The sequence below is a fragment of the Yersinia alsatica genome, assembly GCF_902170305.1.
GTDB lineage: Bacteria > Pseudomonadota > Gammaproteobacteria > Enterobacterales > Enterobacteriaceae > Yersinia > Yersinia alsatica.
Map to the genome: position 1 here is coordinate 147395 of NZ_CABHWW010000008.1, position 26021 is coordinate 173415.

The following is a 26021-nucleotide window of genomic DNA, read 5'->3' on the forward strand; positions in this document are numbered from 1 at the left end:
TAATTTAAATCAATAGGTTAGTGTTAAGTTCAAAAAACCGAACCGACTAATATCCTATCTCTCGGGAAACAGGTCTACCCACAACAAACAGCTGTCCGCAACCAGTGGTTGTAGTTGTCCCCCTTTGATAGCAGGTAACCACCAGCAGCCTTGCGAAGCGGTTAGCTCATGAGTTTCTGTGTGACTAATGAGCCATTTTCCCTTCACAACATAAATCAGCCCACCATGAGATACGGGTAGTTCTTGTGCTGAGCTAATAGATGTTACTGAAGACTGCCAGCAACCTCGCCGAGTCATGATGTTAAAATCCTGACTACTCCCCCCAAGCAGATGTGCATGGATAGGAATATCCCCGGGGAAAGCAAAAGGCTGTAATGGCTGTGAAAGTGTGTGGGCTTCCCAGTTTGGGCTGGACAACACAACGCCCTTCCCAGAAAGTAAGGTAATGGACCGGTCTATATCAGGGAATACTGAGAATGGACCATCTTGTTCAATCGTCGCAATACTGGCGCGCCAGGCAAAATCATCTCCCCCGACAGGCCAACACACAATTTCACGGGTTTCTCCGCCACCATTTCGCCAACGACTTACCGGTAAGCTGGCAAAATCAAAAACGGTAAAGCTCATCAGACCTCCTGTTGACAGGCTTTCAATACAGCCAGAAAATCCTGTGCAGTTTGCTGTTGCATTGGATGATATCTATCCACTATTACCGCTTTGCCCGCCACATAAACATCCCGAATTTGCGATTTGTCCCCCGCAAATAACCACCGATTCAATAAAGAAGCAGATTCTGTACCGGCAATGTAAGGATCGTCACCATCCAAAACTAGCCAATCAGCACGATATCCCTCAGCCAACTGTGCAATTTTACTGGCACAAGCTTGCCGTCCCCCGGCCAAAGCTTGGCTATAAAGTAAATCTGCCACCGCAGAATGCTTTTCATTTGTTAGCCGATTACGGCGTTGATCCCGTAGACGTTGGCCATATTCCAACCAACGTAGCTCCTCCACCACATCAAGAGAAACATGGCTATCAGAGCCAATTCCCCATCGCCCTTGATGATGTAAATAATCCACTGCCGGGAAAATACCATCCCCCAGATTCGCTTCTGTTGTGGGGCATAAACCCGCGACAGCTTGGCTGCTCGCCAGACGCACAAGCTCGGTTTCATCCAGATGCGTAGCATGAATCAAGCACCAGCGACTATCGACAGGTAAATTATCGTATAACCAAGTGACCGGTCGTTGCCCACTCCAGGCCAGACAGTCATTAACCTCTTTTTGCTGCTCAGCAATATGAATATGCACCGGTAACAGCTTATCCGAAGCCTGCAAAATTTCCTGCATTTGACCTAGCTCTACAGCGCGTAATGAGTGGAAGCAGAGCCCTTGATTTTGTAGTGGTTGATTTGCCAGCTGTTGGCGAATAACTTGCTGCTGCTTGAGATAGGTTTCTGTGTTTTGTATAAAACGGCGTTGACCCTGTTGAGCGGGTTGAGCACCAAACCCCGCATAACTGTATAACACGGGTAATAAGGTCATCCCTATTCCGGCATCTTGTGCAGCTTGGCTCAGCTGTGACGTCATTTCGCCAGGATTACTGTATGGGATACCGTCAGGGCCATGATGTAAATAATGGAATTCAGCAACTTGGGTATAGCCGCCTTTCAGCATTTCTATATACAGTTGACGAGCAATCACCCCGACTTGCTCTGGCGTCAATTGCTGTACCAAGCGATACATCAGATCCCGCCAAGTCCAAAAGCTGTCCTGTGGATTACCCGCCACTTCAGCTAAACCAGACATCATCCGCTGGAAAGCATGAGAGTGAAGGTTTGGCATTCCCGGTACTATTGGCCCGGATAAAACCTGACAACCTTCATTGCTGCTGCCACTAATAATACGCTGAATAACCCCTTGTTCATCCACCGTAATCTGTACGTCAGTTGCCCATCCATCAGATAAAAAAGCACGTTTGGTAAAATAAACTGGCATAGCGATATCCCAATATTTGGTTCAGAGTCAAACGCGCTAAGCAGCAGCTGCGTCAATTAATTAAATCACTTACTTGTATATACATATACACCGGCTAAATTCAACCGTAGACTTACCCTATAAATTCTCTTATTTGATGAGGTTAACGCCGTGGCGGAACAGCAAACGGTCTTAAAATTAAGTGCCGTAATGGACGATATTCCTGCGCCAATTTATCAACGGGTTAAATTGGCTATCATTCGCCAGATTAGAACCGGTGTCTGGCAGCCACATCAACGCGTTCCTTCAGAAAGTGAGCTCGTCGCCGAGTTAGGGGTCAGCCGTATGACCATTAACCGTGCACTGCGTGAGCTCACCAATGAAGGTTTTCTCATCCGTATGCAAGGCGTCGGTACCTTTGTTGCCGAGGCAAAAGCACACAGTGCCTTGCTTGAAGTCCATAATATTGCTGACGAAATTACCGCTCGCGGTCATCGTCACAGCAGTAAAATCCTACAATTAGAGGCTCGTCCAGCAAGCCCTGAAGAAGCGGTTGCTTTGGGTATTCAACCCGGCCAACTACTGTTCTACTCACAAATTGTTCATTATGAGAATGACACCCCTATTCAAGTCGAAAACCGTTGTGTTAACCCCAGTACCGCACCCGATTACATGAAACAGGATTTCAATCAAATAACGCCCTACAGCTACCTCACCCAGGCAGCCCCATTAACCGAAGGTGAACATATTGTTGAAGCTGTGATCCCCACTCAAACCGAGCGCCAGTTGCTGCAACTAAGTGAACATGAGCCCTGCTTATTGATTCGCCGCAGAACTTGGTACGGGAAAGCAATTGTGACTGCCGCTCAACTGCTCTATCCGGGTTCCCGTTATCAACTCTATGGCCGTTTTACCGCACAAGGTACCGTGACGTCCTGATCAATTTTTTTTCTCTGCAAGAACTGCGAAGTGTTACGCAATTGTTTAAATCCCTATCTTGCCGATAGTGAATTTATACGCTAGGTTGTCCATAATTGTATATACAACTTAATTCTGTGCATTCTTAGGGAGTCAGATGGTGTTAACAATTCACTGTGACAGTCTGTGGTACGGTGCCGATATCGTGACCATGCGTGAAGGGAAATATCACCTGATACCGCAAGGGGCAATGGCGGTCACTGACGGAAAAATAATCTGGATTGGGCCGCATAACGAATTGCCCTCGGTCAGTGCGTCACAAGAAGTCGTTTACCAAGGTGGCTTGATAACCCCCGGGTTAATCGATTGCCATACCCATCTGGTTTTTGGTGGTGATCGCAGTGCGGAGTTCGAACAGCGCCTCAATGGTGTGAGCTACGCCGAGATTGCAGCTAGTGGTGGCGGTATTGTGTCAACAGTCAGAGCGACGCGAAATACCAGCGAGCAGCAGTTACTTGAACAAGCTTTATTTCGCCTAAAACCCCTACTCGCCGAAGGTGTGACCTGCATTGAAATAAAATCCGGTTACGGTCTAAGCCTTGAAAGTGAAATAAAAATGCTGCGTGTTGCCCGTAAATTGGGTGAGTTATTGCCAATTACAGTTAAAACAACCTGTCTGGCTGCGCATGCTTTGCCCCCTGAATATTCGGGTCGGGCTGATGATTATATCGATTTTGTATGTGACACCATCATTCCTCACGTTGCCGCTGAAGGTCTGGCTGATGCTGTAGACGCATTTTGTGAACACTTGGCATTTTCTCCTGTACAAGTTGAACGTGTATTTTTAGCCGCGCAGCTTGCTGGCTTACCCGTCAAACTCCATGCAGAGCAACTTTCTGCACTTAATGGCAGTACTCTGGCCGCTAAATTTAATGCACTTTCAGCCGATCATCTTGAATATGCAACTGAATCTGATGTTCAAGCCATAGGTAAAGCGGGTACCGTCGCGGTATTGCTACCAGGAGCCTATTATCTGTTGCGGGAAACTCAATGCCCGCCAATAGAGCTGTTTCGCCAATATAACGTCCCGATGGCACTCGCCAGTGATGCTAACCCAGGCACATCCCCGGCACTTTCTCTGCGTTTGATGTTAAATATGGCATGTACATTATTCCGAATGACACCGGAAGAAGCTCTGGCCGGTGTCACTTGTCATGCCGCTCAAGCACTTGGATTACAAGACTCTCAGGGCACCCTCGAAGCAGGTAAATTGGCAAACTGGGTTCACTGGCCACTATCGCATCCTGCCGAACTGGCTTACTGGCTCGGCGGTCAATTACCTGCAACTGTTGTTTTTCAAGGAGACGTCCGCCAATGAACCTAACTGATCCTTTGAGTTTCCAGGCTGGTAAACTGCCCTTGTTAATCAGCATTCCACATGCAGGAACACGGCTAACGCCCGCAGTTGAAGCGAGCCTGACAGAAGCCGCTCGTCCGCTTTCCGATACTGACTGGCATATTCCTCGCCTTTATGACTTTGCCCGTGATATCGGGGCCAGCATAGTGATTGGCAATTACTCCCGTTTGGTTGTTGATCTAAACCGCCCTGAGGACGATCAGCCACTCTATACCACTGCGACTACCGGCCTATTCCCTGAAACACTATTTGATGGCCGTCCTTGCTTCATGGCGGGTAAAAACCCATCAGCGCAGGAACGTCAATCCTACCTGCTACAGATCTGGCGGCCCTACCACCAGCAACTTCAGTTAGAACTGGCACGGCTTAAAGCCAAGTTTGGCTATGCACTACTGTTAGATGCACACTCAATTGCCTCGGTTATTCCGCGGCTATTTGATGGGCAACTACCCGATTTGAATTTTGGCACCAACAGTGGAGCCAGCTGTAATCCATCGTTAAGCCAGCAATTGCTCGAATGTTGCGAACATCAAACTACATTCAGTCATGTCTTAAATGGCCGCTTTAAAGGCGGATATATTACTCGCGCATATGGCCAGCCACAGAATCACCAGCATGCAGTCCAGCTTGAGTTGTCACAGTTAAACTATATGTCTGAAACTGAACCCTATTCCTATCTGCCTGAGCGAGCTGTTCATTTACAGCAATTACTTCAGCAATTGGTTAATACCATGCTGAAATGGGGTAACGAACACTACCCACACTAATATTTGCAATATCTTGGCTATTCTTTGCTATGACTGAAAATCCGCAGATTTGAAATGCAAAAAAGGCGGGGTTAGCCCCGCCTTTTTAATTCACCAATTTCCGACACAGAAAAGGGTAATAATTACTGCTTAAATTAACTTAGAAACGGTAAGTCAAGTTAACGGCAACAGTATCATCGGTGCCCAGACCCAGTGGGTTGTTGTCTTGGTCCAGCAAGTTAATCTGGTAGTCAACATAGGCAAACATGTTTTTGTTGATGTAGTAAGTCACACCAACTTCAGCATATTTCAGCAAATCTGCATCACCCACAACGGCCAGATCTTTGCCTTTAGACTGAACATAGGCGATTGACGGGCGCAGACCATTTTCGAATTGATACTGAGCAACCAATTCTACGTTTTGGGTTTTGTTGGCAATCAGTGCCTTGTATGGAGTCATGTTCAGCGTTTCGCCGTACATTGCTGCCAGATAAACCTGGTTTGCATCATATTTCAGCGCAGTGGCCCAAGCCTGAGCTTTGTCACCGGTAGCACTGTTAGCCAGATTTTTCTGACCCAGAGTACGGTTGGAAGAGGAGTATGCTGCTACGAAGCCAACGCCACTGCCTTCGATGTCTTGATAGTCAACAGACAAACCGAAACCGTCGCCGTTAGCTTTCTGAATTGCACGCTCATTCTTGGTAGTATCGCCATCGTCGTTACGACCTTGATACTGAGCTGCAACATTCAGGCCTTTCACCAGACCGAAGAAGTCAGAATTACGATAAGTTGCCAGACCGGTTGAACGGCCAGTCATATAGTTGTCAGTATAGGCGATTGAGTCACCGCCGAATTCTGGCAACATGTCGGTATAAGCCAGCGCGTCGTAAACTACGCCATAGTTACGGCCATAATCAAAAGAGCCGAACTCAGCAAATTTTAAACCCGCAAAGCCCAGACGAGTTTTGTTGCCTTTATCGCCCTGAGATTCAGCGTTTTTAGCTGCAACGTTATATTCCCACTGGCCGAAACCGGTCAGTTGGCTATTGATCTGTGTTTCACCCTTAAAACCAAAACGCACATAAGTATCATCGGCGTTATTATGATTTGAAAAAAGGTACTTAGCGGCTACGCGACCATAAAGATCCAGCTTGTTGCCATCTTTATTATAAATTTCAGCTGCGTTTGACAGAGTTGGAACCATACTTAAGGTGACCGCTAAGGCCAGCACACTGCGCTTCATCATTATTTTTCCTTTAAATTTTAATAAAATTAACCCGCGGGCTGAATTAATTTTTCAGCCTCATAAAAGTTAACTTTTAATTTTTTATAGTTACCTGTCTTTGTAAAGCGAGTAGACATTATCATTAAGCACGAAAAGTTAAAACGGTAAAATTGAAGATATATAGGTATAGATAGGTAATCAATTGTAACAAAATGTTTTTAATGGAACTTTCCATAACCCTTTGATTAATTGAATTTTTAAGTAATTACATATAACCAAAACAGTGCATTAGCACCAAATTAGTGCAAAGTCATTTCAATTTGTTTCTTTTTTGTTCTATTGGATGATTAGTTTTGTGAAATGGAGTTGATATCACACTTCTAATGCATTTTTTTATATATTCAAAGTAATTAATTGACTATTTAAAATACAAACCACAAAGAGTTGAGTGTCACATTTGGTGCAATGAGAATAAAAGAAAACATCAATTCCATTAATAGATTTATAAAAAGTGTGGTTTTAACTCAATTTTAATTAGATGAGATTCAATAAGAGATAGATTCTTTATAAAAAATAAAATGAGGAAAGATTTAACTTGGTGAATAAAAAATGAGCTTTTTATTACTAACAGCTCATTTTTTTGTATGCTAAAAACGATATATAACTTTTAATTTAACTTAAGTAAAACTCACGCTAGTGATATTACCCCGCGTAACTATCTTTTGCGGTATTAGTAATAGAGCCTTACTTATACTTGTGGCAGTTCATCTTGCTTCATTTGCACCAACATGATCCCCGCACGTAATCCCAATGCAACTCGCGGGTTTGGAAACAAAATCCACTCATATTCATGTTCAACGCGGTAGCACTCATTATGTTGCTCGACCAACAAGGTACCTTGTTTAAATCGCGTAAAATTCACGGTGTCATCGGCTACCCACAATCTAAAGTCTGGGTGCTGCTTGAGCAGTGACTTCGTCACACGATAAAATTTCATCTCTTCTATCGATCGCTGCGGTAGTCGTCCACCGCTCACTAAGGCGCGTAAACCAGTGATAACCATCCTAAATTGTTCAAGCTGATTCTCACCAAAGGGCAATGCTTTACCGAGCTCCAACGTACAACTGGCGGCCTGACAATGCTCGCTACTAAAATGAGCAAAAGTGCCTCCTGCAGACGTGTGCATCACTAATGCATCCAGCTCAATATCCTGTAACCAACGTAGCATTGACGATGAGTAGGGAGTGGTTTGATAAGGGAGCAACCCAAAACGGGTATGATGTGAAGCACGGATTGCCGTGTGCAAATCATAATGCAGCCGCGTTGATTGAGAATCAGCAGCAAAGAACGCCAAGACTTTTTGCTCTAGTATTTCAGCCCGCAATGTCTCATCACTCGATGGATAATTCTGATAGCGCTGACCAAACATACGATTGATATCCGCAGTGAGATAGCGCTCTCCGGCTCTGATTGCGGGCGGGTTGCCTAATATCACTAATAGCCGTACTGCCAAGGATAATTTTTCAGCTAATAAGTCTGATACCAATTGATTTAAAATCTCAATCGGCGCTGTTTCATTTCCGTGAATCCCGGCGGATAACACTACTGACTGCGCATAGCTGCCGTGAGGCGTCAGCAACAATATCCCTTCATCCAGCCATTGCCACTTAAGGCTTGCCGTTTCCCCCGCGCTGACAGAGGGTGAATGACCCGATAATGTGACCGACAAAAAATCTGGCATAATCTTCCTTTCCTCTGCTTATTTATGGCTTCTAGCACTAATTACGTTGGAACGGGTATATCGAGCCAAGATTGAGTATTCTCGTCAATTCATCCAGTGCCTGCCGCCCTTCCTGCAACAACTGTGGGTCAGCTAAGTCCTTAAATTGCAAATGATCACGATAATGCTGGTCGATCCAATTATTCAGCGCAACAAACAAGGCTGGCGTTAGCATGACTCTGCTGTTTACCGCCTGCAACTCTGCACTGTTTAGTGCCACTCGCAAGCGCAAACAGGCTGGCCCCCCACCATTGCGCATACTTTCGCGCAAATCGAATACCCTCACCTCATCAATTGGCCCACCACTTTGAATCAATTCAGAAAGATATCGCCACACGGCGGGGCTTTCTTGTGATTCTTGTGGAATAACCAGCAACATTTTGCCGTTTGGCTTACTTAGCAACTGGCTGTTAAACAGATAGGTCGATACCGCTTGCGCCACTGACACCTGTGCGGCAGGCACTTCAATCGAGACCAGTTGCTGCTCTATCCGTCCCAGCTTGCGGCGAATATCGTCAATAACATCGATGTCTGGTATGAATGCATGCTGATGGTGGAATAGCACATTTTGATTGCTGACCGCGATAACATCATTATGGAAGACCCCTTGGTCAATCACCGCCGGGTTCTGCTGCACAAAAACCGTGCGATCCGGCTCCAATAAGTGTAGCCGCGCAACAGCTTCACTGGCTTCCAATGTCTGGCGGGCTGGATATCGGCTAGGCGCATCGCCGCCTTCCAACCCTTTACGGCCATAAACGAACACCTGAATCGCCGGGAGGTCATATTCACCGCCCAGACGGTTATGATTCGCTGCTCCTTCATCACCGAATAGCTCGACCGACGGCAGAGCATCATGATGAACAAAGTGCCGGTGGTTATTGAAAACACCTTTTAATATCGCGGAGGTGGTATCGGCTTCTATCGCCCGATGGAATTTATTATTCAAATTGGCGACGGTAAAGTGAACACGACCATCGGCACTGTCTGCCGACGGGGAAACAGTGGCTGCATTGGCCGTCCACATCGAAGATGCAGAGCTTACCGCAGAGAGCAAACGTGGAGATTTGCGCGCTACCTCACTCAATACCTGCTCATCTGAACCACTGAAACCGAGCTGGCGCAAAACATTTATCGCTGTGCGTTCCTGTGGTGGCAAAACACCTTGTTTGTACCCCAAGTCAGCTAAAGCTTTCATCTTCAGCAAACCCTGCTTCGCCGCTAGCCGGGGGTTGGAAATGTTATTTTGATGCCTGGCAGAAGCTTCATTGCCAAAAGACAATCCAGCATAGTGATGTGTCAGCCCGACTAATCCATCAAAGTTAACTTCATATCCTGCCATCGTATTATCCTTATTGACCTATTTGATATCAGGTGAAAAATGGCTATCAGGCAGATCGAAAGTGATACCCGGCGACAGTGTTGCTGGCAATGTCAGGCTTTCGCTTTCAAGTGAAGCCATTGGCCAGGCACAATAATCAGCAGCATAAAATGCACTTGGCCGATGATTGCCTGATGCCCCTATCCCACCAAATGGCGCGGCACTCGAAGCTCCAGTCAAGGGTTTGTTCCAGTTAACAATGCCTGCACGCGCTTCCAGCAGCAGTTGATCAAATTGCTGGCGGTCTTCTGAAACCAGGCCAATTGCTAAGCCAAATCTAGTCTGATTGGCAATCTGTAATGCCTGATTAAAATCGCTGTAGCGAATAACACTGACCAGCGGCCCGAAATACTCTTCATCGGGAACATCGCTGATCCCTGTAATATCAATGATACCTGGCGTCAATACCGCACTTTGGCTGTCGGGCCGCGTCATGGCTAACAGCGGCTTACCCCCGAGTGCCATCAAATGCTGTTGTGCCGCCAGCATTTTTTCTGCTGCCTGTGATGAAATCACCGCGCCCATAAAAGGAGCCGGTTGCATATCCCAGCGGCCAATACGTAGCGCTTTAGCGACTGCGACAAACCGTTGTAGAAAAGCATCGCCGTCCGCACCGCGCTTCACTAACAGGCGGCGCGAGCAGGTGCAGCGCTGACCGGCGGAGATAAAAGCGGACTGAATAGCCAGGTTCACCGCAGCATCACGGTCGGTTACCTGCTCAACAATCAAGGCATTATTCCCCCCCATCTCCAGCGCCAGAATTTTCTCTGGCTGGCCCGCCAGTTGGCGGTGCAGGTGATAGCCGGTATTGGCACTGCCGGTAAAGAGCAAGCCATCAATATCTGCTTGAGTCGCCAGTGCTTCGCCGGTTTCTCGCCCGCCTTGCACTAAATTGATGACGCCATCAGGAATACCTGCCAACTGCCATAATTTGACTGTTTCTTCTGCCGTCAGCGGTGTCAGTTCACTGGGTTTGAACACTAGGGTGTTACCCGCCAACAATGCAGGAACAATATGTCCATTGGGTAAATGTCCGGGGAAATTGTATGGGCCAAATACCGCCAGCACGCCATGTGGCCGGTGACGTAACACTGACAGACCATCGGCCATGGCGGTTTGGCTGCTGCCTGTTCGGGCTTGATAGGCTTGCAATGAAATAGCCACTTTGCCAATCATCGCCTGTACTTCGGTCAACGTCTCCCAATGGGGCTTACTCGTTTCCAGACTAATAGTGCGCGCCAGTTGCTGCTTATGCTGCTCAAGTAGTTTGGCAAAGCGTTGTACCACTGCCGCTCGTTGTTCCAGTGGTGCACGCGCCCAAGCAGGGAAAGCTTCCCGTGCAGCGCGGCAAGCCGAGGTGACATCAGCACTGTCGGCTGCACGTGCTTGCCATAATAATTGCTGATCCATCGGATCATGCTTATCGAAATGTGCACCTTTCCCGGTGCGCCACTCCCCGTCAATAAACAGTGCAGGATGGGTCATTTTCTTGTCTCCGGAGCAAAAAGGCTGACTATCCGAACCGAATCACCGGCGACGACACCCAGTGCAGCTGCATTTTCAGTGGTTAAATGCAGTAATTCGTCTGATAGATGAGTGTTAATCAATATTGAGCGGAAATATTGATAACTGTCATTTGCCACAAGGTAGGCACTGCCACTGGGGTCTATATCGATATCATCGATAATCACTTTTCGTTTAGTGCTATCACGCACCGCCCGCACTTCGTCAGTGTTAGCCTCCAACGTTGGCCCACCATCAAAGATATCTACATACCCTTGATATTGCAGGCCTTCAGTCTCTAGCACCGCACGCGCAGGAGCAGTATGAGGATGAACCTGACCAATCACTGCGCGGGCTTCTTCCGCCAAGAAATCAACATACAGCGGGTGTTTGGGCATCAATTCAGCAATAAACGCTTTCTGCCCTGTGCCACTGAGATAGTCTGCTTTGGCAAATTCAATCGAAAAGAAGTGGCGGCCGACATTCTCCCAAAATGGCGAGCGACCTTGCTCATCAGTGTAACCTCGCATCTCTGCGATCACTTTGCGTGAAAAATACTGACGAAATGCGGCAATAAACAGGAAGCGTACTTTTGATAAGAAAGGGCCGTTTTTATCCTTACGATATTCCGGATCAAGAAACAGCGTGCATAATTCGCTATAGCCGGTGTGGTCGTTACTCAGAAACAAAGTGGGTACTGATTTATACACATTGAGCGTTTTGGAAGCATGAACCAATGTCCCAACGCGGAAATTATACCAAGGGTCATTCATTCCCACGGCCACTTCAATGGCGCTGACCCCCACCACTTTTCCGCGTTCGCTATCTTCCAGCACGAACAAATAACCTTGTTCACCCGCCGCCAAGGAACCTTGCCAGGTATTTAATGCGCGCTCAATCCGAGCCGCCAGATGGGGTTCATTTTGTGGCAGTGAGGTCATGCCGACGCCAGTTTTTCCAGCTAATTCCAAAATATCAGCTAAATCACGGCGCTCTACCGGGCGAATGATCATCATATTCAAGGTTCCTTGCTGACTGCATAAATGTTACGACTTAGCCTTGCGACAGACCTGCTCAATACCCAGAGCAAGTCGAGCCAAGCCCTCTTTAATATCCTGCTGAGAAATAATGAGCGACGGAGCAAAACGCACCACATCCGGGCCAGCAATCAAGGCAATCAACCCATGTTGGGCGGCGGCCTGAACGATCTCTTTTGACTTACCGGCATAATCACTGTTGAGCACACAGCCAATCAGCAACCCACGCCCACGAATTTCTGCAAACACTTTGTAACGCGCATTAATTTCAGCCAGTCCATCCAAGAACCACTGATGCCTTTCTTTCACCCCGGTCAACACTTCCGGTGTATTAATCAGAGATAAAACGGTTCCTGCCACGGCACAAGCCAGTGGATTACCGCCGTAAGTGGTCCCATGACTACCGACATTCAGTGCACTGGCATATTGGGTCGTCGTCAGCATCGCCGCAATGGGGAACCCACCGCCGAGTGCTTTGGCGCTGGTCAACACATCCGGCGTGACGCCATAGTGCATGTAGGCGTATAGCTCTCCGGTACGGCCTACACCGGTTTGTACTTCATCAAAAATCAGTAAGGCATTATGTCGATCGCACAACGCGCGCAAGCCATGCAGGAATTCTCTATCTGCGGGTAGCACGCCGCCTTCACCTTGGATCGGCTCCACAATGACGGCACAGGTTTGGTCAGTAATAAGGGCTTGTGCCGAGGCCAAGTCGTTAAAAATGCCATGGCTGATGCCCCCCGGTAACGGTGCAAAATCCTGTGAGTATTTCGGCTGCCCACCAGCAGAAACCGTAAACAGCGTCCGGCCATGAAATGCATTTCTGAAAGCGACAATCTGGTTCTTCTCGCCCTGTTGCCCCGGCTTATTGGCAAAATTATCCAGCGCATACTTACGAGCCAGTTTCAGGGCCGCTTCATTAGCCTCGGCCCCTGAGTTACAGAAAAACACTTTCTCCGCGAAGGTGGCGTCAATCAGTTGTTTCGCCAGACGCAGCACCGGCTCGTTGGTATAGCCATTGCCCAAATGCCACACTTTATCTGCTTGCTCAATCAGCGCGGCTTTAACAGCCGGATGCCCATGCCCCAAAGCATTTACGGCAATACCACCAGCAAAATCGATATAAGATTTGCCCTGCTGATCCCACAGCGTCGCACCTTCTCCGCGCACCACAATAAAATCAGCTGGAGCATAGGTTGGTACGATCCATTCATCAAAAGACTGTCGGGTAACCGCGATTGGCTGTTCCATATTGGCCTCTTTAATCAGCGTAAATATTAGGTTGAGAGACTTGTGGCTAGGGTTTGCTTCAAGGGCCAACAAAATTCTCTTACTCTGTTAACAATGAAAAATGAAATATATTCACCTGATATAAAGTGTACAGCAGCTTTCATGCCATACCAGTCAGTATGTGAATAAAATGTATAAATTCCATTAAAACAATAATTTATAATGCATAATTATGCAAATAGCTCGCATTCATACTGCATTTAAGGGGATTTATTGAGCAATTTGTTAGATTTTCTCGAAATTATATGCATTCGATACCAATTTTGATTTTTGCTCTATCAGATCACATTTCGGCAACACGAAAATAACAATGACGAATCCCTACGCCCTATAAATGGGCAGTGAATGCATCAATTAAGTGCATTTCTGCTACCAAGATAGTGGGCTGGAAGTGTCGGGCTAAGCTGTTTATGCATAACAGCGGGCGAAAATATCAGTAGAGGATTATGCTGACTTAGCCCCCTTTTTTGGGGCTGTCAGCATCATATATTGGTGGGAAATTTAGCGAGAGCGACGTTCTGCGCCACTGGTTAATTGGGTAATAAGCAAGGCCAGAATACGAATGGCTTTTTCGCTCTGTTCTGACCAGGCAAAAGAAGCATTAAGGCGGAAACAGTGATCAAATTGGTTGCCCGTGGTAAACATTCGCCCCGGCGCAATGCTGACCCCCTGCTCCAGTGCTCGCTGATATAATTCACTGGCATTAAAAGGGGGTTCCAGCTCTAGCCACAAAAAATAGCCCCCAGCAGGATGGCTGATTTTGACATTTTTAGGGAAATGTTCGGCGACAGCCTGACGCAGTGCATTTAACCGCTGCTCCATGACACGGCGCAAGCGGCGCAGGTGGGTATCGTAGCCGCCTTGCGTCAGATAATCGGCAATCGCCAACTGGGTTGGCACACTGGCTGAGACGGTACTCATCAGTTGCAGATGCTGTATCCGCTGCGCATGTTCCCCCGCCGCCACCCAGCCGACGCGAAACCCCGGCGCTAAGCATTTAGAAAATGAGGAGCAATGTAGTATTTGCCGGTGTTGATCGAGGGCTTTGGCTGGCAATGGCCGTTCAGCACCGAAATACAATTCACCATAAACATCATCTTCAATCAGCGAGATATTATTTTGTTGTAACAGCGCCACCAGCCGTTTTTTCTGTGGCCAAGACATAGTAGAACCCAATGGATTTTGAAAATGGGTCATCAGCCAGCAGGCTTTGATGGGGTACTGGCTGATAACCTGTTCAAGTGCATCCAAATCTATGCCCTGCTGCGGGTGAGTGGTAATCGCAATGGCTTTTAGGCGCAAACGCTCTATCGCCTGCAAGGCACCATAAAATGCAGGCGACTCGATAACCACCCAATCTCCGGGCTGAGTGACGGCTTGTAAGCTTAGGCTCAGTGATTCCATCGCGCCGGCGGTAATCACAATTTCCTCGGGTGAAACATTCATTCCACTGGCGGCATAACGCTGAGCAATATTGCGACGCAAACTTTCATTGCCCGGTGGCAGGTTAGTCACTGAACTCTGTGGCGATATCTTGCGCGCAACACCGGCCAGTGCGCGCGACAAACGCGGCTGTAGTAATAAGCTAGGATCGGGAAATGCCGAGCCAAAGGGCATGATAGCCGGATCTTTTCCTGCCTGTAGCACATCAAAAATAAAGGTATTAATGTCTACCTGCTCATCCAGATGCAGCTTTTTACCCCGCTGAGGCTGCGGCAATTGGGTCGGACGCGAAGCAACATAATATCCCGATTGCGGTCGCGCCACGATCCAACCCTGACTCTCCAGCAACTGATAAGACTGCACCACGGTCATTAAACTTAAACCTGATTGCTTACAACTTTCCCGCAACGAGGGCAGCTTGTCACCGGCTTGCCAAACCTTGGACTGTATTTGCGCCCGGATTTGTTGTGCTAACTGTTCATATCGAGTCATAGGCCAACTGTTATAGGTAAGATTGAATTAATTGTCACTATTATAGCCACTTTAACTTATGGTTAACTAACTGCCAAGTTTACGCCGCGAAATAATCGCCGATAGCTACCCCAACGAATAGCTATCGCGCGCATGATTCATTTTACAAATTAATGAGGCAGTACCATGTTTGCAGCGAGGTCGCTATGTTTGGCTTAACCGCTCTCGAGTTGGCCAGAATCCAATTCGCTTTCACCATTTCATTCCACATTATCTTCCCGGCAATCACTATTGGGTTAGCCAGCTTTCTGGCGGTACTGGAAGGTTTATGGCTCAAAACCAAAAATGAGGATTACCGCGATCTTTATCATTTCTGGTCGAAAATCTTTGCCGTCAACTTTGGTATGGGCGTGGTTTCTGGCTTGGTAATGGCTTACCAATTTGGTACCAACTGGAGCTTCTTCTCTGAATTTGCCGGCAGTATCACCGGCCCATTATTAACCTATGAAGTGTTAACCGCATTCTTCCTTGAGGCAGGTTTCCTTGGTGTCATGCTGTTTGGCTGGAATCGTGTTGGCCCCGGTTTGCATTTCTTTGCAACCTGCATGGTGGCATTGGGGACCTTAATGTCGACCTTCTGGATACTAGCCTCTAATAGCTGGATGCAAACTCCCCAAGGTTTTGAAATCATTAATGGGCAAGTGGTCCCGGTTGACTGGTTAAAAGTGATATTTAATCCGTCATTCCCTTACCGGCTGCTACACATGTCAACCGCCGCCTTCCTGGCCTCTGCATTCTTCGTCGGTGCTTCTGCGGCTTGGCATCTACTGCGCAAGCGCGACACGCCCGCGATGCGAAAAATGCTCTCAATGGCGATGTGGATGGCGTTAATTGTGGCCCCACTTCAGGCGGTTATCGGGGATGCCCATGGTCTGAATACGCTGGAATATCAACCGGCTAAAATTGCGGCTATTGAAGGACACTGGGAAAACCAGCCCGGCGAGCCTACACCACTGATTCTGTTTGGCTGGCCAGATATGAAGCAGGAGAAAACTCATTTCGCGCTGAAAGTTCCTTACTTAGGAAGTTTGATCCTGACACACAGTTTGGATAAACAGATCCCGGCGCTGAAATCTTTCCCACCGGAAGACCGGCCCAATTCCACCATTGTGTTTTGGTCCTTCCGCATCATGGTCGGGTTAGGCATGTTGATGATTTTGGCTGGCTTCTGGAGTTTATGGTTACGTTGGCGCGGCAAATTGTATCAATCACGCCCTTTCCTCCACTTCGTATTGTGGATGGGGCCGTCAGGGCTGATAGCTATTCTGGCGGGCTGGTTTACTACCGAGGTGGGTCGCCAGCCTTGGATTGTCTATGGCTTACAACGCACCAGCGATGCGGTTTCATCTCACGGTGAAATACATATGAGTATCAGTCTGCTGATCTTTATCGTGGTCTATGGCTCGGTATTTGGGGTGGGCTACGCCTACATGATGCGACTCATCCGCAAAGGGCCAAAAAAAGGAGCTCATCATGGGCATTGATCTGCCACTGATTTGGTTTGTCATTATTGTTTTCAGCACCATGATGTACGTAGTTATGGATGGTTTCGATTTGGGCATCGGGATCTTATTTCCGCTGGTCAAAAACAGCCGTGATCGGGATCTGATGATGAATAGCGTCGCCCCGGTCTGGGATGGCAACGAAACTTGGCTAGTACTCGGTGGGGCCGCCCTGTTGGGCGCTTTCCCTCTGGCCTATGCGGTCATTCTGGATGCACTGGCAATCCCACTGACCCTAATGTTACTCGGGCTGATTTTTCGCGGTGTAGCATTTGAATTTCGTTTTAAAGCCAGCCCGGAAAAGCAACACATTTGGGATAAAGCTTTTATTGGCGGTTCGGTAATCGCCACCTTTACGCAGGGAATGGTTGTGGGTGCTTTTATTCACGGCTTCCCTGTGACTGGCCGCAGTTACAGTGGCGGTCAATTTGATTGGTTTACGCCCTTTGCCCTGTTTTGTGGCTTGGGTCTGGTTACTGCTTACGCCCTTTTAGGTTGTACCTGGCTCATCATGAAAACCGAAGGCCATGTCCAGCAAGTCATGCATAAACTGGCAACCCCACTGACGCTGATGTTGCTGTTAATTATTGCCGTCATTAGCCTATGGACCCCACTGGCGCATCCACAAATTGCCACGCGTTGGTTCAGCTTACCCAACCTGTTCTGGTTCTTGCCGGTGCCATTATTAGTGCTGCTGGCCAGTTGGGCTTTGCTCCGCTCAGTCAGCCATGGCGGTCATTATGCCCCCTTCCTACTGACACTGCTGCTGGTGTTCTTGGGGTACAGCGGCTTGGGTATCAGCATCTGGCCTTACCTTATTCCGCCATCAATTACGTTATGGCAAGCCGCCGCTCCACCGCAAAGTCTGGGATTTATGCTAGTTGGCGCACTGTTTATTATCCCAATCATTCTGGTTTACACCTTCTGGAGCTATTACGTATTCAGAGGGAAAATCAATCACGAACAGGGTTATCACTGAATGATGAAATCACAATCACCCACCCAACCTTTGGCGCAGGTAAAATCACCTTGGTGGAAAAAGGCGGGCTGGATGCTGCTTATCTGGTGCGGTAGCGTGCTGGCTTTATTGGCAGTCTCTATGCTGTTCCGTATGATGATGACTGCTGCTGGCATGAAGTCTCACTAGATTTCATGCCGATGAGTCTCAAAAGCGGCAAGGTTGCCACGCTTATTGGTTAAAGGAATTCCACTTTATGAAACGTTATCTAATCCCATTAGTTAATCAGATAGCTTTGCTGATGATACTGTTGGGGATGTTGGGGCTGGCTGGCATGACGATTTCATCATGGATGGCACAAAGCATTCAGGGTAACGCGCACGCCATCAATAAAGCGGGTTCACTGCGTATGCAAAGCTACCGGCTACTGTCAATGGTGCCGCTAGATAAGAATGATTTACCTTATCTGGCAGCACTGGAGCAGGACAAAACCAGCAGCGATTTACAGCATGCACTCCAGCGAGAAGGCTTAACCAGCCAATATCAACAAATTGAGCGCTACTGGCAAACCACATTAAAACCACAACTGCTGCAAGCTAAACATCCTGATGACGTCTCCGCCAGTGTGGCAGATTTTGTGCATCAGCTTGATGCTTTGGTATTAGCCATCGACCATAAAACAGAGCAGCGCCTGCTGTTAGTCACCATGATCCAGTTGGTGTTCATTGTGCTGACTTTGGGGCTGCTGTTGGCGACTATTTATTACTTGCGCCGCCGCTTATTACGCCCGTGGCTACAGTTAATCTCAATGGCAAATGCCATTGGCCGCGGTGATTTCAGCAAGCGCTACACCCTCTCATATCAACGTGACGAGATGGGGATGTTGGGGACGGCGCTGAATCGAATGTCACAGGAACTGTCATTTATTTACAAGGATTTAGAGCAGCGAGTCGCGCAGAAAACTGCCGATTTACAGCAGAAGAATCAGGTACTGGCATTTCTCTATCACAGCAGTCGTCAACTGCATACCCACCAACCTTTGGGTGAACGTTTAGTGCCGATCATTGAGCAATTACAGGCACTGACGCCGCTGGAAAATGTGCAGATCTGTTTGTATGAAAATCATCTTTATCGTGCTCATCTCACTGACGATACCGATGGCGAATACTTGCCACCGCAAAATCGCCCGACGCAATTGACCATTAGCGGCTCAGCCGCCGCCCTAAGCCATGCAACTTCACGTGAATCTCTGAGTTGGAGTTTGAGTGATAAGCTCGGTCAATATGGTTTGCTGTTGGCAAAACTGCCATCAGAGACGCCGCTTAACTCCGATCAACAGCAACTGGTTAACATGCTGGTTGAACAACTGACCAGCACGCTGGCCTTGGAAAGTCAGGCCAAACATCAGCAACAGTTATTGCTGATGGAAGAGCGCTCGGCAATTGCCCGCGAGCTACATGACTCTATCGCCCAGTCTCTCTCTTGCCTGAAGATACAAATTAGCTGCTTGCAGATGCAATCGCCGGACTTAGCTGAACCCAGCAAACTATTGGTACAGCAAATGCGCGATGAACTGAATATCGCCTACCGCCAATTGCGTGAGTTGCTGACGACATTTCGTCTGAAATTGCATGAGGCGACATTACAAGCCGCGCTGCAAACCTTGGTCAACGAGTTCAGTGAGCGGGCCGGTTTGCCTATCACTTTCAACTTTAATTTACCCTCGGGCTTGATTCCCGACCACCAAGCTATTCACATGGTCAATATTGCCCGTGAAGCACTCAATAATATTTATAAGCATGCGCATGCCAGTGAAGCCACGATTAATGTCACTGTCGAAGCCGGCGAAGTGATTATGTCGATCATCGACAATGGCTGTGGTATTGGTCAAGCCAGTGAGCGGCCCAATCACTATGGCTTAATTATCATGCAGGACCGAGCGGCCAGTTTGAATGGGCATTGTGTCATTCGCCAGCGTGATGAAGGGGGAACAGAAGTTCGGGTGCGGTTTATCCCTGATAATAATGATATTGACTGACGTTTTCACCCAAACTGCCAGCCAGTACCACTAAATTTGGTAATCGATCACCACTTCATCTGCCGCCTCCGCCAATACTTTCTCTTTAATATCATGCAGAGAAAGTGTTGGATTACAGAGCTGGATAAAGAACCAGATAAAGTTACGTTGTAACTGACCGCGTTTTAGCCCTAACCAAACGGTATTAGCATCAAAGAGATGCTCGGCATTCAGCCGCACTAACCCCTTATCCCGATGTGCCTCATAGGACATATCCGCCAGAATACCGACCCCCAGTCCCAACTCGACATAAGTTTTAATCACATCAGAATCTTGCGCGCTTAATGCGATATCGGGTGTCAGACCGGCATTCTTGAAAGCATTATCTACACGAGAACGCCCGGTAATACCTTGGCGATAGGTAATTAATGGCAAGTGGCTTAAGGTTTCCAGTGTGATATTGCTCTCTTGAGTGAGCGGATGATTCTCTGGCACCACAATTGCGTGATGCCAGCGATAATAAGGGAATGCAGCCACAGATTCGTCACTCATCAAGACTTCAGTAGCGATACCAATATCAGCTTCGCCGGATTGCAGCATCGCGGCAATCTCTTGTGGATTCCCCTGACTAATAACCAGTTTGACCTGCGGATACAGCAGGCGAAATTCTTTAATTACGCGTGGCAAACTGTAGCGTGCTTGAGTATGAGTGGTCGCGATATGTAACTGGCCGCTATCATTGTTACTGAATACATCAGCCAAACGTCGAATTTGGTTGGCATCATTTAGCATCCGTTCGGCCACCGTCAGCAACTCTTTACCTGGCTCGGTCATTCCTAGCAAGCGCTTACCGCGTCTGATAAATATCTCAATACCTAACTCTTCTTCCAGCTCGCGAATATGCCGACTGACACCTGATTGTGAGGTAAATAATGTGTTGGCGACTTCAGTCAGGTTGTAATTGCAACGAGCCGATTCCCGAATAATTTTAAGCTGCTGGAAATTCACACTAAGCCCCTTTCGTTTTATTCTGATTGATACATAGATTTACGAGGGATAGTGACGACAAACAAATACAAAAAAACCGTTGCTTATGTTTTTTTGTACTAAGTAAAGCTGAGGGTGGATGTTGGACAGCGCGTTTTAATTGAAAAAGTGAAAATAATATTATTTATCAGGGCAATAGATTCTCACCGAGTATTTTTATAATTGGCAAAATTCAAGACAATAAATAGAATTCGCTATATTCAATTACTTTTTAATATATATCCAATAGATTTCGAACTATGGGAAGGCGGCAAAGGAGATGCCTTGATAAGCTTACATTGCTAACTGATTCGGGTGAGCAAGAGTGGCAATCCCCCTGTAACAGGCAAGATGCCAGAATAGCACTTTGCCGTTAGACGCCATTTTATGCCGATGATAAAATTGTCCGATTAAATTCACCTGCATAGACTTTATCTCCTTCATATTCATGCCAGGGAGTGAGTTGATATTGATGTTATTCAGCCTCTCATGCCAAGAGAGGCTGTTCGGGAGTTATTCATGCCACTGGCTATTATTGCGCTGACCATTGCTACATTTGGCATTGGTACCAGCGAGTTTGTCATTATGGGATTATTACCGGAAGTCGCTCGTGATCTGGGGGTTAGTATCCCTAAAACCGGAATGTTGGTTTCTGTTTATGCCATGGGGGTTGTTATTGGTGCCCCTCTTCTGGCTATCGCGACCGCGCGCATCCCTCGCAAATCCACACTCTTGGGCTTAATCGTTCTATTTATTATTGGCAATGTTCTGTGTGCTTTGGCTGAAACTTATAACCTATTAATGGCCGCGCGTATTATTGCCGCATTGTGCCATGGCACATTCTTTGGGTTGGCATCAGTGGTCGCAACTGATTTAGTGCCACCCAATCGCCGGGCGCGAGCAATTGCATTAGTCTTTATGGGGGTTACGCTGGCTAACGTGCTGGGTGTCCCTTTAGGAACCGCTATTGGGCAAGCTTTTGGCTGGCGAGCGGCATTTTGGGGTGTCAGCGCCATCGGTATTGTCGCCATCGTCGCCGTCATTGCCTGGTTACCCAGCCATATTCCGATGAAAAGAATCAGTCCGAAATTGGAATTCAAAACACTCATGCAGAAGAAAGTGCAAACCGCCTTGCTGCTATCTGTGTTAACCAATACCAGTTTATTTACTGTTTTCACCTATATTGCCCCGTTACTACGCGAAGTGACTCGAGTTTCTGAGCATGGTGTCACGGTAGTCCTGCTGATCCTCGGGGTTGGGTTATCCATCGGCAGTGTTTTGGGCGGCCGTTTAGGTGATAAAAATCTAGTCGGCTCAATGACCCGTTTGATTACCATCTTGATAGGTATTTTGCTGGCGCTGCATTACACCATTGGCTTCTATTTACCGGCAATACTGACCTTATTTATCTGGAGTATCGTGGCTTTCGCTTTATGCCCAATGCTACAGCTCTTGGTAGTTGATCAAGCCCGTGACGCCCCGAATCTGGCGTCCACCTTTAACCAGAGCGCCTTCAATTTGGGCAATGCTTTAGGGGCTTGGCTCGGTGGCACCTTGCTGGCATTTGGCCTGCACTTACAGCAACTTCCGCTCGCGGCAATGGCCGTCATGGTTGTTGCACTGGTCACCATGTTGCGGCTAAGAATGCATTTTCGGCGCACAGCCATGGTGCAACCCATCAGCTAAATCCCTCTTTGATACCTGTTGATTCTGTCCCCACTGCGGTGGGGCATGAAACCTTTTCGTTTCCCTGACACTCTTTTCATGCAAATAATTATCATTAACATTGGTTAATGGTATAATTTCGCCCACTAAAAGCCACGACCCTTGCTGGCTGATGCAGCAGAATAAAACACCATAAGATAAGAAGGACAAACTGTGACTACAGAATCAACCGCAGCAAAACCCAGATATCGCCCAACTCCGCCGCGCCTGATACAGGTAAAAAAGGTTGTCGACATTTCACCTCATTTGCGCCGAATTACTTTTCATAGCCCAACACTGGAGAATTACCCGTCAGACTGTGCTGGCGCTCATCTAAAAGTTTTCCTGCCGCTGGCACACCAAACCCAGCCAGAATTGCCGGTGCTGAGTGACAAAGGCCCGGTATGGCCCGCAGCCGACGTTCGCCCGATTGTTCGTACCTATTCGGTGCGCGCAGTCCGCCCTGAACAAGGTGAAATCGATATTGAATTTGCCCTCCATGATCACCCTGGCCCGGCGGTGAGTTTTGCTCGCAATGCCAAAATCGGTGACTGGATGGGGATTACCAATCCAGGCGGCCCTGAAACCATGTTGCCCGCAGCGGCCTACAGTTATTTGGTAGGCGACCCCTCGTCACTGCCAGCTATTGCGGCATTATTGGAAACATTACCTGCCGACGCGCAAGGCCATGCCATTATTCGTGTAGATACCCCAGAAGATGTGCTCAACCTGATTAAACCTGCCGGTGTTGAACTGAGCTGGGTCATCGGTGGCACCGATAAAACGGATGATGTTATCAGCCAATTCTGTGCACTAGAGTTGCCAATGGCAGAAGCTACATTCTGGTTGGCGGGAGAAGATAGATTGGTAGTGGCGCTGCGCCGTTATCTGCGTCGTGAAAAAAGCTGTGAACGCCAACAACTTTATGCTGTTCCCTACTGGCGTGAAGGGCTGAATGAAGAAGATTATCATCACAAACGCCATGAAGTGATGGACAATATCGACGACTAAGCGACATTAATCTCTATGAAATCAATGGACATCACTCTGTAATGTCCATTTTGACATCTGTTTTTTTACCTTTCCCCGTTAAAACCTTGTAAATTTCCTGCGACAATTCCCTGTTATTTGTTAGTCTTAAAGCTACTTAGCCTGCAATATGGCACTTAATTATCGTTAAATGGCTCTAATGCCTGTTTAATGCAGTAAAGTTATTAGGAGTGTGCTCGAAATGAAGTCGCAAAATGATCCTGGCCGATCTAAATCCCGCCATCACGAATACTCCCTTATCCTGCCTATTATTGCGCTGGTTATTCTTAATATCTGGGGTGATACCAGCAATTTTGCTGCCGTGATCATTATTAACCTGATTGCACTGGTCGGTATTCTGAGCAGTGCATTTAGTGTGGTGCGTCATGCTGACGTATTGGCACACCGGTTGGGTGAACCCTATGGCTCGTTGATCCTCAGTCTGTCAGTTGTCGTGCTTGAGGTTAGTTTGATCTCAGCAATGATGGCGACCGGCGATGCTGCACCGGCACTGATGCGCGATACTCTCTATTCCATCATCATGATTGTGATTGGCGGATTGGTTGGGGTGTCTTTATTACTTGGTGGCCGCAAATTTGCTACCCAACACGTCAATCTGGTCGGTATCAAACAGTATCTGATGGCTATCTTCCCGTTGGCTATCATTGTGTTAGTGCTGCCAAGCACCCTGCCTGGCGGTAGTTTTAGTGTGACACAATCATTGGTTGTCGCGGCTATTTCAGCGGCGATGTACGGTGTTTTCCTGCTGATCCAAACTAAAACGCACCAAAGTCTGTTTGTTTATGAACATGAAGATGAAGGGGATGACCCAAGTGATCCTCACCACGGTAAACCTTCATCTCATAGCAGCCTGTGGCACACATTTTGGCTTTTGATTCACTTGGTTGCAGTCATTGCCGTGACTAAGTTTGATGCCAACCCATTGGAAGCCCTGTTAACAGAATTGAATGCTCCGGCTAAGTTTACCGGCTTCCTGATAGCCTTGCTTATCCTGTCACCTGAAGGTTTGGGGGCGTTGAAAGCCGTGTTGGCCAATCAGGTACAGCGGGCCATGAACCTGTTCTTTGGCTCAGTGCTGGCGACCATTTCTCTGACAGTTCCGGCGGTAACATTGATTGCGGTACTGACTGGGCAAGAGTTGAACTTTGGTCTGGAAGCACCGCACATTGTGGTGATGGTCAGTGTGTTAATTCTGTCGCAGATTTCATTCTCTACTGGCAGAACCAACGTGCTCAACGGCACCGCTCATCTGGCGCTATTTGCGGCTTATATGATGACAATTATGCTGTAGCGGCAATAAGTTAAAAATATCCTTGAATAAGCAAAGGGCAAGCGCACATCACGCTTGCCCTTTTTTATCGGGTCATCCATTCATAATCTTGAGTTATGAATAGGCATTTAAGGTGTGCTGACAGAGTGCAGAACGGACACAGTCCTGTTTATCAAAGCGAATGATGCCAATCATTTCATCCTCAGCAAAACGCTCCAGCGCATCACTAAGGCCTGATTTCACACCGCGTGGCAGGTCACACTGGGTGATGTCACCATTAACGATGACTGTGACATTTTCGCCAAGGCGGGTCAGAAACATCTTCATCTGGCTGGCGGTTACGTTTTGTGCCTCATCGAGGATCACCACCGCATTCTCAAAGGTACGCCCACGCATATAGGCGAAAGGCGCAATCTCTACCTTGCCAATTTCTGGCCGCAGGCAATATTGCAGGAAAGAGGAACCGAGTCGGCGCAACAGAATGTCATACACCGGGCGGAAGTAAGGCGCGAACTTCTCAGAGATATCACCAGGCAGGAAACCCAGATCCTCATCTGCCTGGAGCACCGGCCGCGTCACAATGATGCGATCAACTTCTTTGTGAATTAATGCTTCAGCAGCCTTGGCTGCGCTGATAAAGGTTTTACCACACCCCGCTTCACCGGTGGCGAAGATGAGCAGTTTACTTTCTATGGCTGATAAGTAATGACCTTGAGCTTCCGTACGCGCCTGAATAACGGAGGTATCACGGCTATCCCGTGCCATACCTATTGATTCAACACCGCCCATTTGTACTAACGATGTCACGTTTTCTTCCTCACGCTGACGATGACTACGTGAATCACGTCTAATTACGCGTTTCGCTTCACGACGAGCTTTGATCACTGCTTTCTGTCTTCCCATAGTGGCACCTTTCAGTTTGATTCACCTACCGCAGCAGAAATTGCCTGCGCGATTATGTTTCACATACGGATGAGGTTTTGGCTTCCTTTGCAGCCAATAATAGCCAATGAAAAATGCGAATTATGCAACCGTCCAAATGCCTGGAGTAAAAATGGCCGTTGAGGGAATACAGTATCGCAAGGGGGAGTTATTACGTGACATTAATGCTGAGAACAACAATGCTGAGAACAACAACCAGGGGAACAAGAGTATGGTGAATATAAAAATAACAGGGATGGGTAATGACGATACTACTGAAATTTTAGAGTCGGAGAGGAAGCCCTCGTAACAACGAGTCGCTC

General features: G+C 47.7%; 21 protein-coding genes. 10 read left to right on the plus strand and 11 right to left on the minus strand.

All coding sequences use genetic code 11. The features are described from left to right. Window positions 1–54: 54 nt before the first annotated feature. On the minus strand, window positions 55–627 hold the full coding sequence (locus FTA96_RS04395; protein WP_050107335.1) for a HutD/Ves family protein: 573 nt from the start codon (window positions 625–627) through the stop codon (window positions 55–57). Next, complete coding sequence (locus tag FTA96_RS04400) at window positions 627–1997, minus strand: formimidoylglutamate deiminase (protein ID WP_050107336.1); 1371 nt, start codon at window positions 1995–1997, stop codon at window positions 627–629. Before FTA96_RS04400 ends, FTA96_RS04395 begins: the two co-directional genes overlap by 1 nt. Window positions 1998–2147: 150 nt before the next feature. On the opposite strand from FTA96_RS04400, the gene hutC reads away from it, so the two are divergent. From hutC to hutG, 3 genes are all read left to right on the plus strand, one after another. Further along, window positions 2148–2915: a histidine utilization repressor gene (gene hutC / locus FTA96_RS04405; protein WP_050107337.1), complete on the plus strand. Its 768-nt coding sequence runs from the start codon at window positions 2148–2150 to the stop codon at window positions 2913–2915. A gap of 136 nt (window positions 2916–3051) precedes the next feature. After that, a complete protein-coding gene (gene hutI / locus FTA96_RS04410; RefSeq protein WP_145573245.1) occupies window positions 3052–4272 on the plus strand; it encodes an imidazolonepropionase in 1221 nt (406 codons plus the stop codon). Further along, complete coding sequence (hutG, locus tag FTA96_RS04415; RefSeq protein ID WP_145573247.1) at window positions 4269–5078, plus strand: N-formylglutamate deformylase; 810 nt, start codon at window positions 4269–4271, stop codon at window positions 5076–5078. The genes hutI and hutG overlap by 4 nt, the downstream gene beginning before the upstream one ends. A 139-nt stretch (window positions 5079–5217) precedes the next feature. On the opposite strand, the gene FTA96_RS04420 is transcribed toward hutG, so the two are convergent. The 7 genes from FTA96_RS04420 to FTA96_RS04450 all read right to left on the minus strand — a co-directional run bounded on the left by FTA96_RS04420 (window position 5218) and on the right by FTA96_RS04450 (window position 15211). Next, entirely contained in the window at window positions 5218–6303 is a 1086-nt protein-coding gene (locus FTA96_RS04420) for a porin (RefSeq protein ID WP_050107340.1), read from the minus strand. 727 nt (window positions 6304–7030) lie between these two features. Continuing rightward, window positions 7031–8023, minus strand: a complete 993-nt coding sequence (gene astE, locus FTA96_RS04425; protein ID WP_050122217.1) for a succinylglutamate desuccinylase — start codon at window positions 8021–8023, stop codon at window positions 7031–7033. A gap of 37 nt (window positions 8024–8060) precedes the next feature. Further along, complete coding sequence (gene astB, locus FTA96_RS04430) at window positions 8061–9404, minus strand: N-succinylarginine dihydrolase (RefSeq protein ID WP_145573249.1); 1344 nt, start codon at window positions 9402–9404, stop codon at window positions 8061–8063. A gap of 18 nt (window positions 9405–9422) precedes the next feature. Then, entirely contained in the window at window positions 9423–10928 is a 1506-nt protein-coding gene (gene astD, locus FTA96_RS04435; RefSeq protein ID WP_145573251.1) for a succinylglutamate-semialdehyde dehydrogenase, read from the minus strand. Then, window positions 10925–11962, minus strand: coding sequence for an arginine N-succinyltransferase (gene astA, locus FTA96_RS04440; RefSeq protein ID WP_050107343.1), 1038 nt, complete (start codon window positions 11960–11962; stop codon window positions 10925–10927). The genes astD and astA overlap by 4 nt, the downstream gene beginning before the upstream one ends. A 30-nt stretch (window positions 11963–11992) precedes the next feature. Beyond that, window positions 11993–13237 (minus strand): aspartate aminotransferase family protein, encoded by a 1245-nt coding sequence (locus FTA96_RS04445; RefSeq protein WP_050107344.1) that lies wholly within the window; start codon window positions 13235–13237, stop codon window positions 11993–11995. Between the two features lie 540 nt (window positions 13238–13777). Further along, window positions 13778–15211: an aminotransferase-like domain-containing protein gene (locus tag FTA96_RS04450; RefSeq protein WP_050107345.1), complete on the minus strand. Its 1434-nt coding sequence runs from the start codon at window positions 15209–15211 to the stop codon at window positions 13778–13780. Between the two features lie 185 nt (window positions 15212–15396). Between FTA96_RS04450 and FTA96_RS04455 the strand changes: the two genes are divergently transcribed. The 4 genes from FTA96_RS04455 to narX all read left to right on the plus strand — a co-directional run bounded on the left by FTA96_RS04455 (window position 15397) and on the right by narX (window position 19748). Next, on the plus strand, window positions 15397–16734 hold the full coding sequence (locus tag FTA96_RS04455) for a cytochrome ubiquinol oxidase subunit I (RefSeq protein WP_050107346.1): 1338 nt from the start codon (window positions 15397–15399) through the stop codon (window positions 16732–16734). Next, window positions 16724–17731 carry a cytochrome d ubiquinol oxidase subunit II gene (gene cydB, locus FTA96_RS04460; RefSeq protein ID WP_050107347.1) on the plus strand — a complete coding sequence of 336 codons (1008 nt, stop codon included), beginning with the start codon at window positions 16724–16726 and terminating at the stop codon, window positions 17729–17731. The genes FTA96_RS04455 and cydB overlap by 11 nt, the downstream gene beginning before the upstream one ends. Further along, window positions 17732–17899 (plus strand): DUF2474 domain-containing protein, encoded by a 168-nt coding sequence (locus FTA96_RS04465; protein WP_145573253.1) that lies wholly within the window; start codon window positions 17732–17734, stop codon window positions 17897–17899. A 67-nt stretch (window positions 17900–17966) separates the two neighbouring features. Beyond that, entirely contained in the window at window positions 17967–19748 is a 1782-nt protein-coding gene (gene narX / locus FTA96_RS04470) for a nitrate/nitrite two-component system sensor histidine kinase NarX (RefSeq protein ID WP_145573255.1), read from the plus strand. A 30-nt stretch (window positions 19749–19778) separates the two neighbouring features. Here the strand turns inward: narX and cbl are convergent, their stop codons facing one another. Continuing rightward, window positions 19779–20735, minus strand: a complete 957-nt coding sequence (cbl, locus tag FTA96_RS04475; RefSeq protein ID WP_050122068.1) for an HTH-type transcriptional regulator Cbl — start codon at window positions 20733–20735, stop codon at window positions 19779–19781. A gap of 537 nt (window positions 20736–21272) precedes the next feature. Between cbl and FTA96_RS04480 the strand changes: the two genes are divergently transcribed. The 3 genes from FTA96_RS04480 to chaA all read left to right on the plus strand — a co-directional run bounded on the left by FTA96_RS04480 (window position 21273) and on the right by chaA (window position 24798). After that, on the plus strand, window positions 21273–22439 hold the full coding sequence (locus FTA96_RS04480; protein ID WP_050146382.1) for an MFS transporter: 1167 nt from the start codon (window positions 21273–21275) through the stop codon (window positions 22437–22439). Between the two features lie 192 nt (window positions 22440–22631). Continuing rightward, a complete protein-coding gene (locus FTA96_RS04485; protein ID WP_050146380.1) occupies window positions 22632–23468 on the plus strand; it encodes a siderophore-interacting protein in 837 nt (278 codons plus the stop codon). Window positions 23469–23688: 220 nt separating this feature from the next. Beyond that, window positions 23689–24798: a sodium-potassium/proton antiporter ChaA gene (gene chaA / locus FTA96_RS04490; RefSeq protein ID WP_050107351.1), complete on the plus strand. Its 1110-nt coding sequence runs from the start codon at window positions 23689–23691 to the stop codon at window positions 24796–24798. A 93-nt stretch (window positions 24799–24891) separates the two neighbouring features. Here chaA and phoH read toward each other — a convergent pair whose 3' ends face one another. Then, complete coding sequence (gene phoH / locus FTA96_RS04495; RefSeq protein WP_032910125.1) at window positions 24892–25680, minus strand: phosphate starvation-inducible protein PhoH; 789 nt, start codon at window positions 25678–25680, stop codon at window positions 24892–24894. Window positions 25681–26021 lie beyond the last annotated feature (341 nt).

What these genes read in the sequence shown, in the direction of transcription:
- FTA96_RS04445 (WP_050107344.1), bottom strand. Translation starts at nt 13,237, where the DNA reads ATGGAACAGCCAATCGCGGTTACCCGACAGTCTTTTGATGAATGGATC.
- FTA96_RS04480 (WP_050146382.1), top strand. Translation starts at nt 21,273, where the DNA reads ATGCCACTGGCTATTATTGCGCTGACCATTGCTACATTTGGCATTGGT.
- chaA (WP_050107351.1), top strand. Translation starts at nt 23,689, where the DNA reads ATGAAGTCGCAAAATGATCCTGGCCGATCTAAATCCCGCCATCACGAA.
- hutG (WP_145573247.1), top strand. Translation starts at nt 4,269, where the DNA reads ATGAACCTAACTGATCCTTTGAGTTTCCAGGCTGGTAAACTGCCCTTG.
- FTA96_RS04395 (WP_050107335.1), bottom strand. Translation starts at nt 627, where the DNA reads ATGAGCTTTACCGTTTTTGATTTTGCCAGCTTACCGGTAAGTCGTTGG.
- astE (WP_050122217.1), bottom strand. Translation starts at nt 8,023, where the DNA reads ATGCCAGATTTTTTGTCGGTCACATTATCGGGTCATTCACCCTCTGTC.
- astD (WP_145573251.1), bottom strand. Translation starts at nt 10,928, where the DNA reads ATGACCCATCCTGCACTGTTTATTGACGGGGAGTGGCGCACCGGGAAA.
- phoH (WP_032910125.1), bottom strand. Translation starts at nt 25,680, where the DNA reads ATGGGAAGACAGAAAGCAGTGATCAAAGCTCGTCGTGAAGCGAAACGC.
- hutI (WP_145573245.1), top strand. Translation starts at nt 3,052, where the DNA reads ATGGTGTTAACAATTCACTGTGACAGTCTGTGGTACGGTGCCGATATC.
- cydB (WP_050107347.1), top strand. Translation starts at nt 16,724, where the DNA reads ATGGGCATTGATCTGCCACTGATTTGGTTTGTCATTATTGTTTTCAGC.
- FTA96_RS04400 (WP_050107336.1), bottom strand. Translation starts at nt 1,997, where the DNA reads ATGCCAGTTTATTTTACCAAACGTGCTTTTTTATCTGATGGATGGGCA.
- FTA96_RS04450 (WP_050107345.1), bottom strand. Translation starts at nt 15,211, where the DNA reads ATGACTCGATATGAACAGTTAGCACAACAAATCCGGGCGCAAATACAG.
- narX (WP_145573255.1), top strand. Translation starts at nt 17,967, where the DNA reads ATGAAACGTTATCTAATCCCATTAGTTAATCAGATAGCTTTGCTGATG.
- FTA96_RS04465 (WP_145573253.1), top strand. Translation starts at nt 17,732, where the DNA reads ATGATGAAATCACAATCACCCACCCAACCTTTGGCGCAGGTAAAATCA.
- astB (WP_145573249.1), bottom strand. Translation starts at nt 9,404, where the DNA reads ATGGCAGGATATGAAGTTAACTTTGATGGATTAGTCGGGCTGACACAT.
- FTA96_RS04420 (WP_050107340.1), bottom strand. Translation starts at nt 6,303, where the DNA reads ATGATGAAGCGCAGTGTGCTGGCCTTAGCGGTCACCTTAAGTATGGTT.
- astA (WP_050107343.1), bottom strand. Translation starts at nt 11,962, where the DNA reads ATGATGATCATTCGCCCGGTAGAGCGCCGTGATTTAGCTGATATTTTG.
- FTA96_RS04455 (WP_050107346.1), top strand. Translation starts at nt 15,397, where the DNA reads ATGTTTGGCTTAACCGCTCTCGAGTTGGCCAGAATCCAATTCGCTTTC.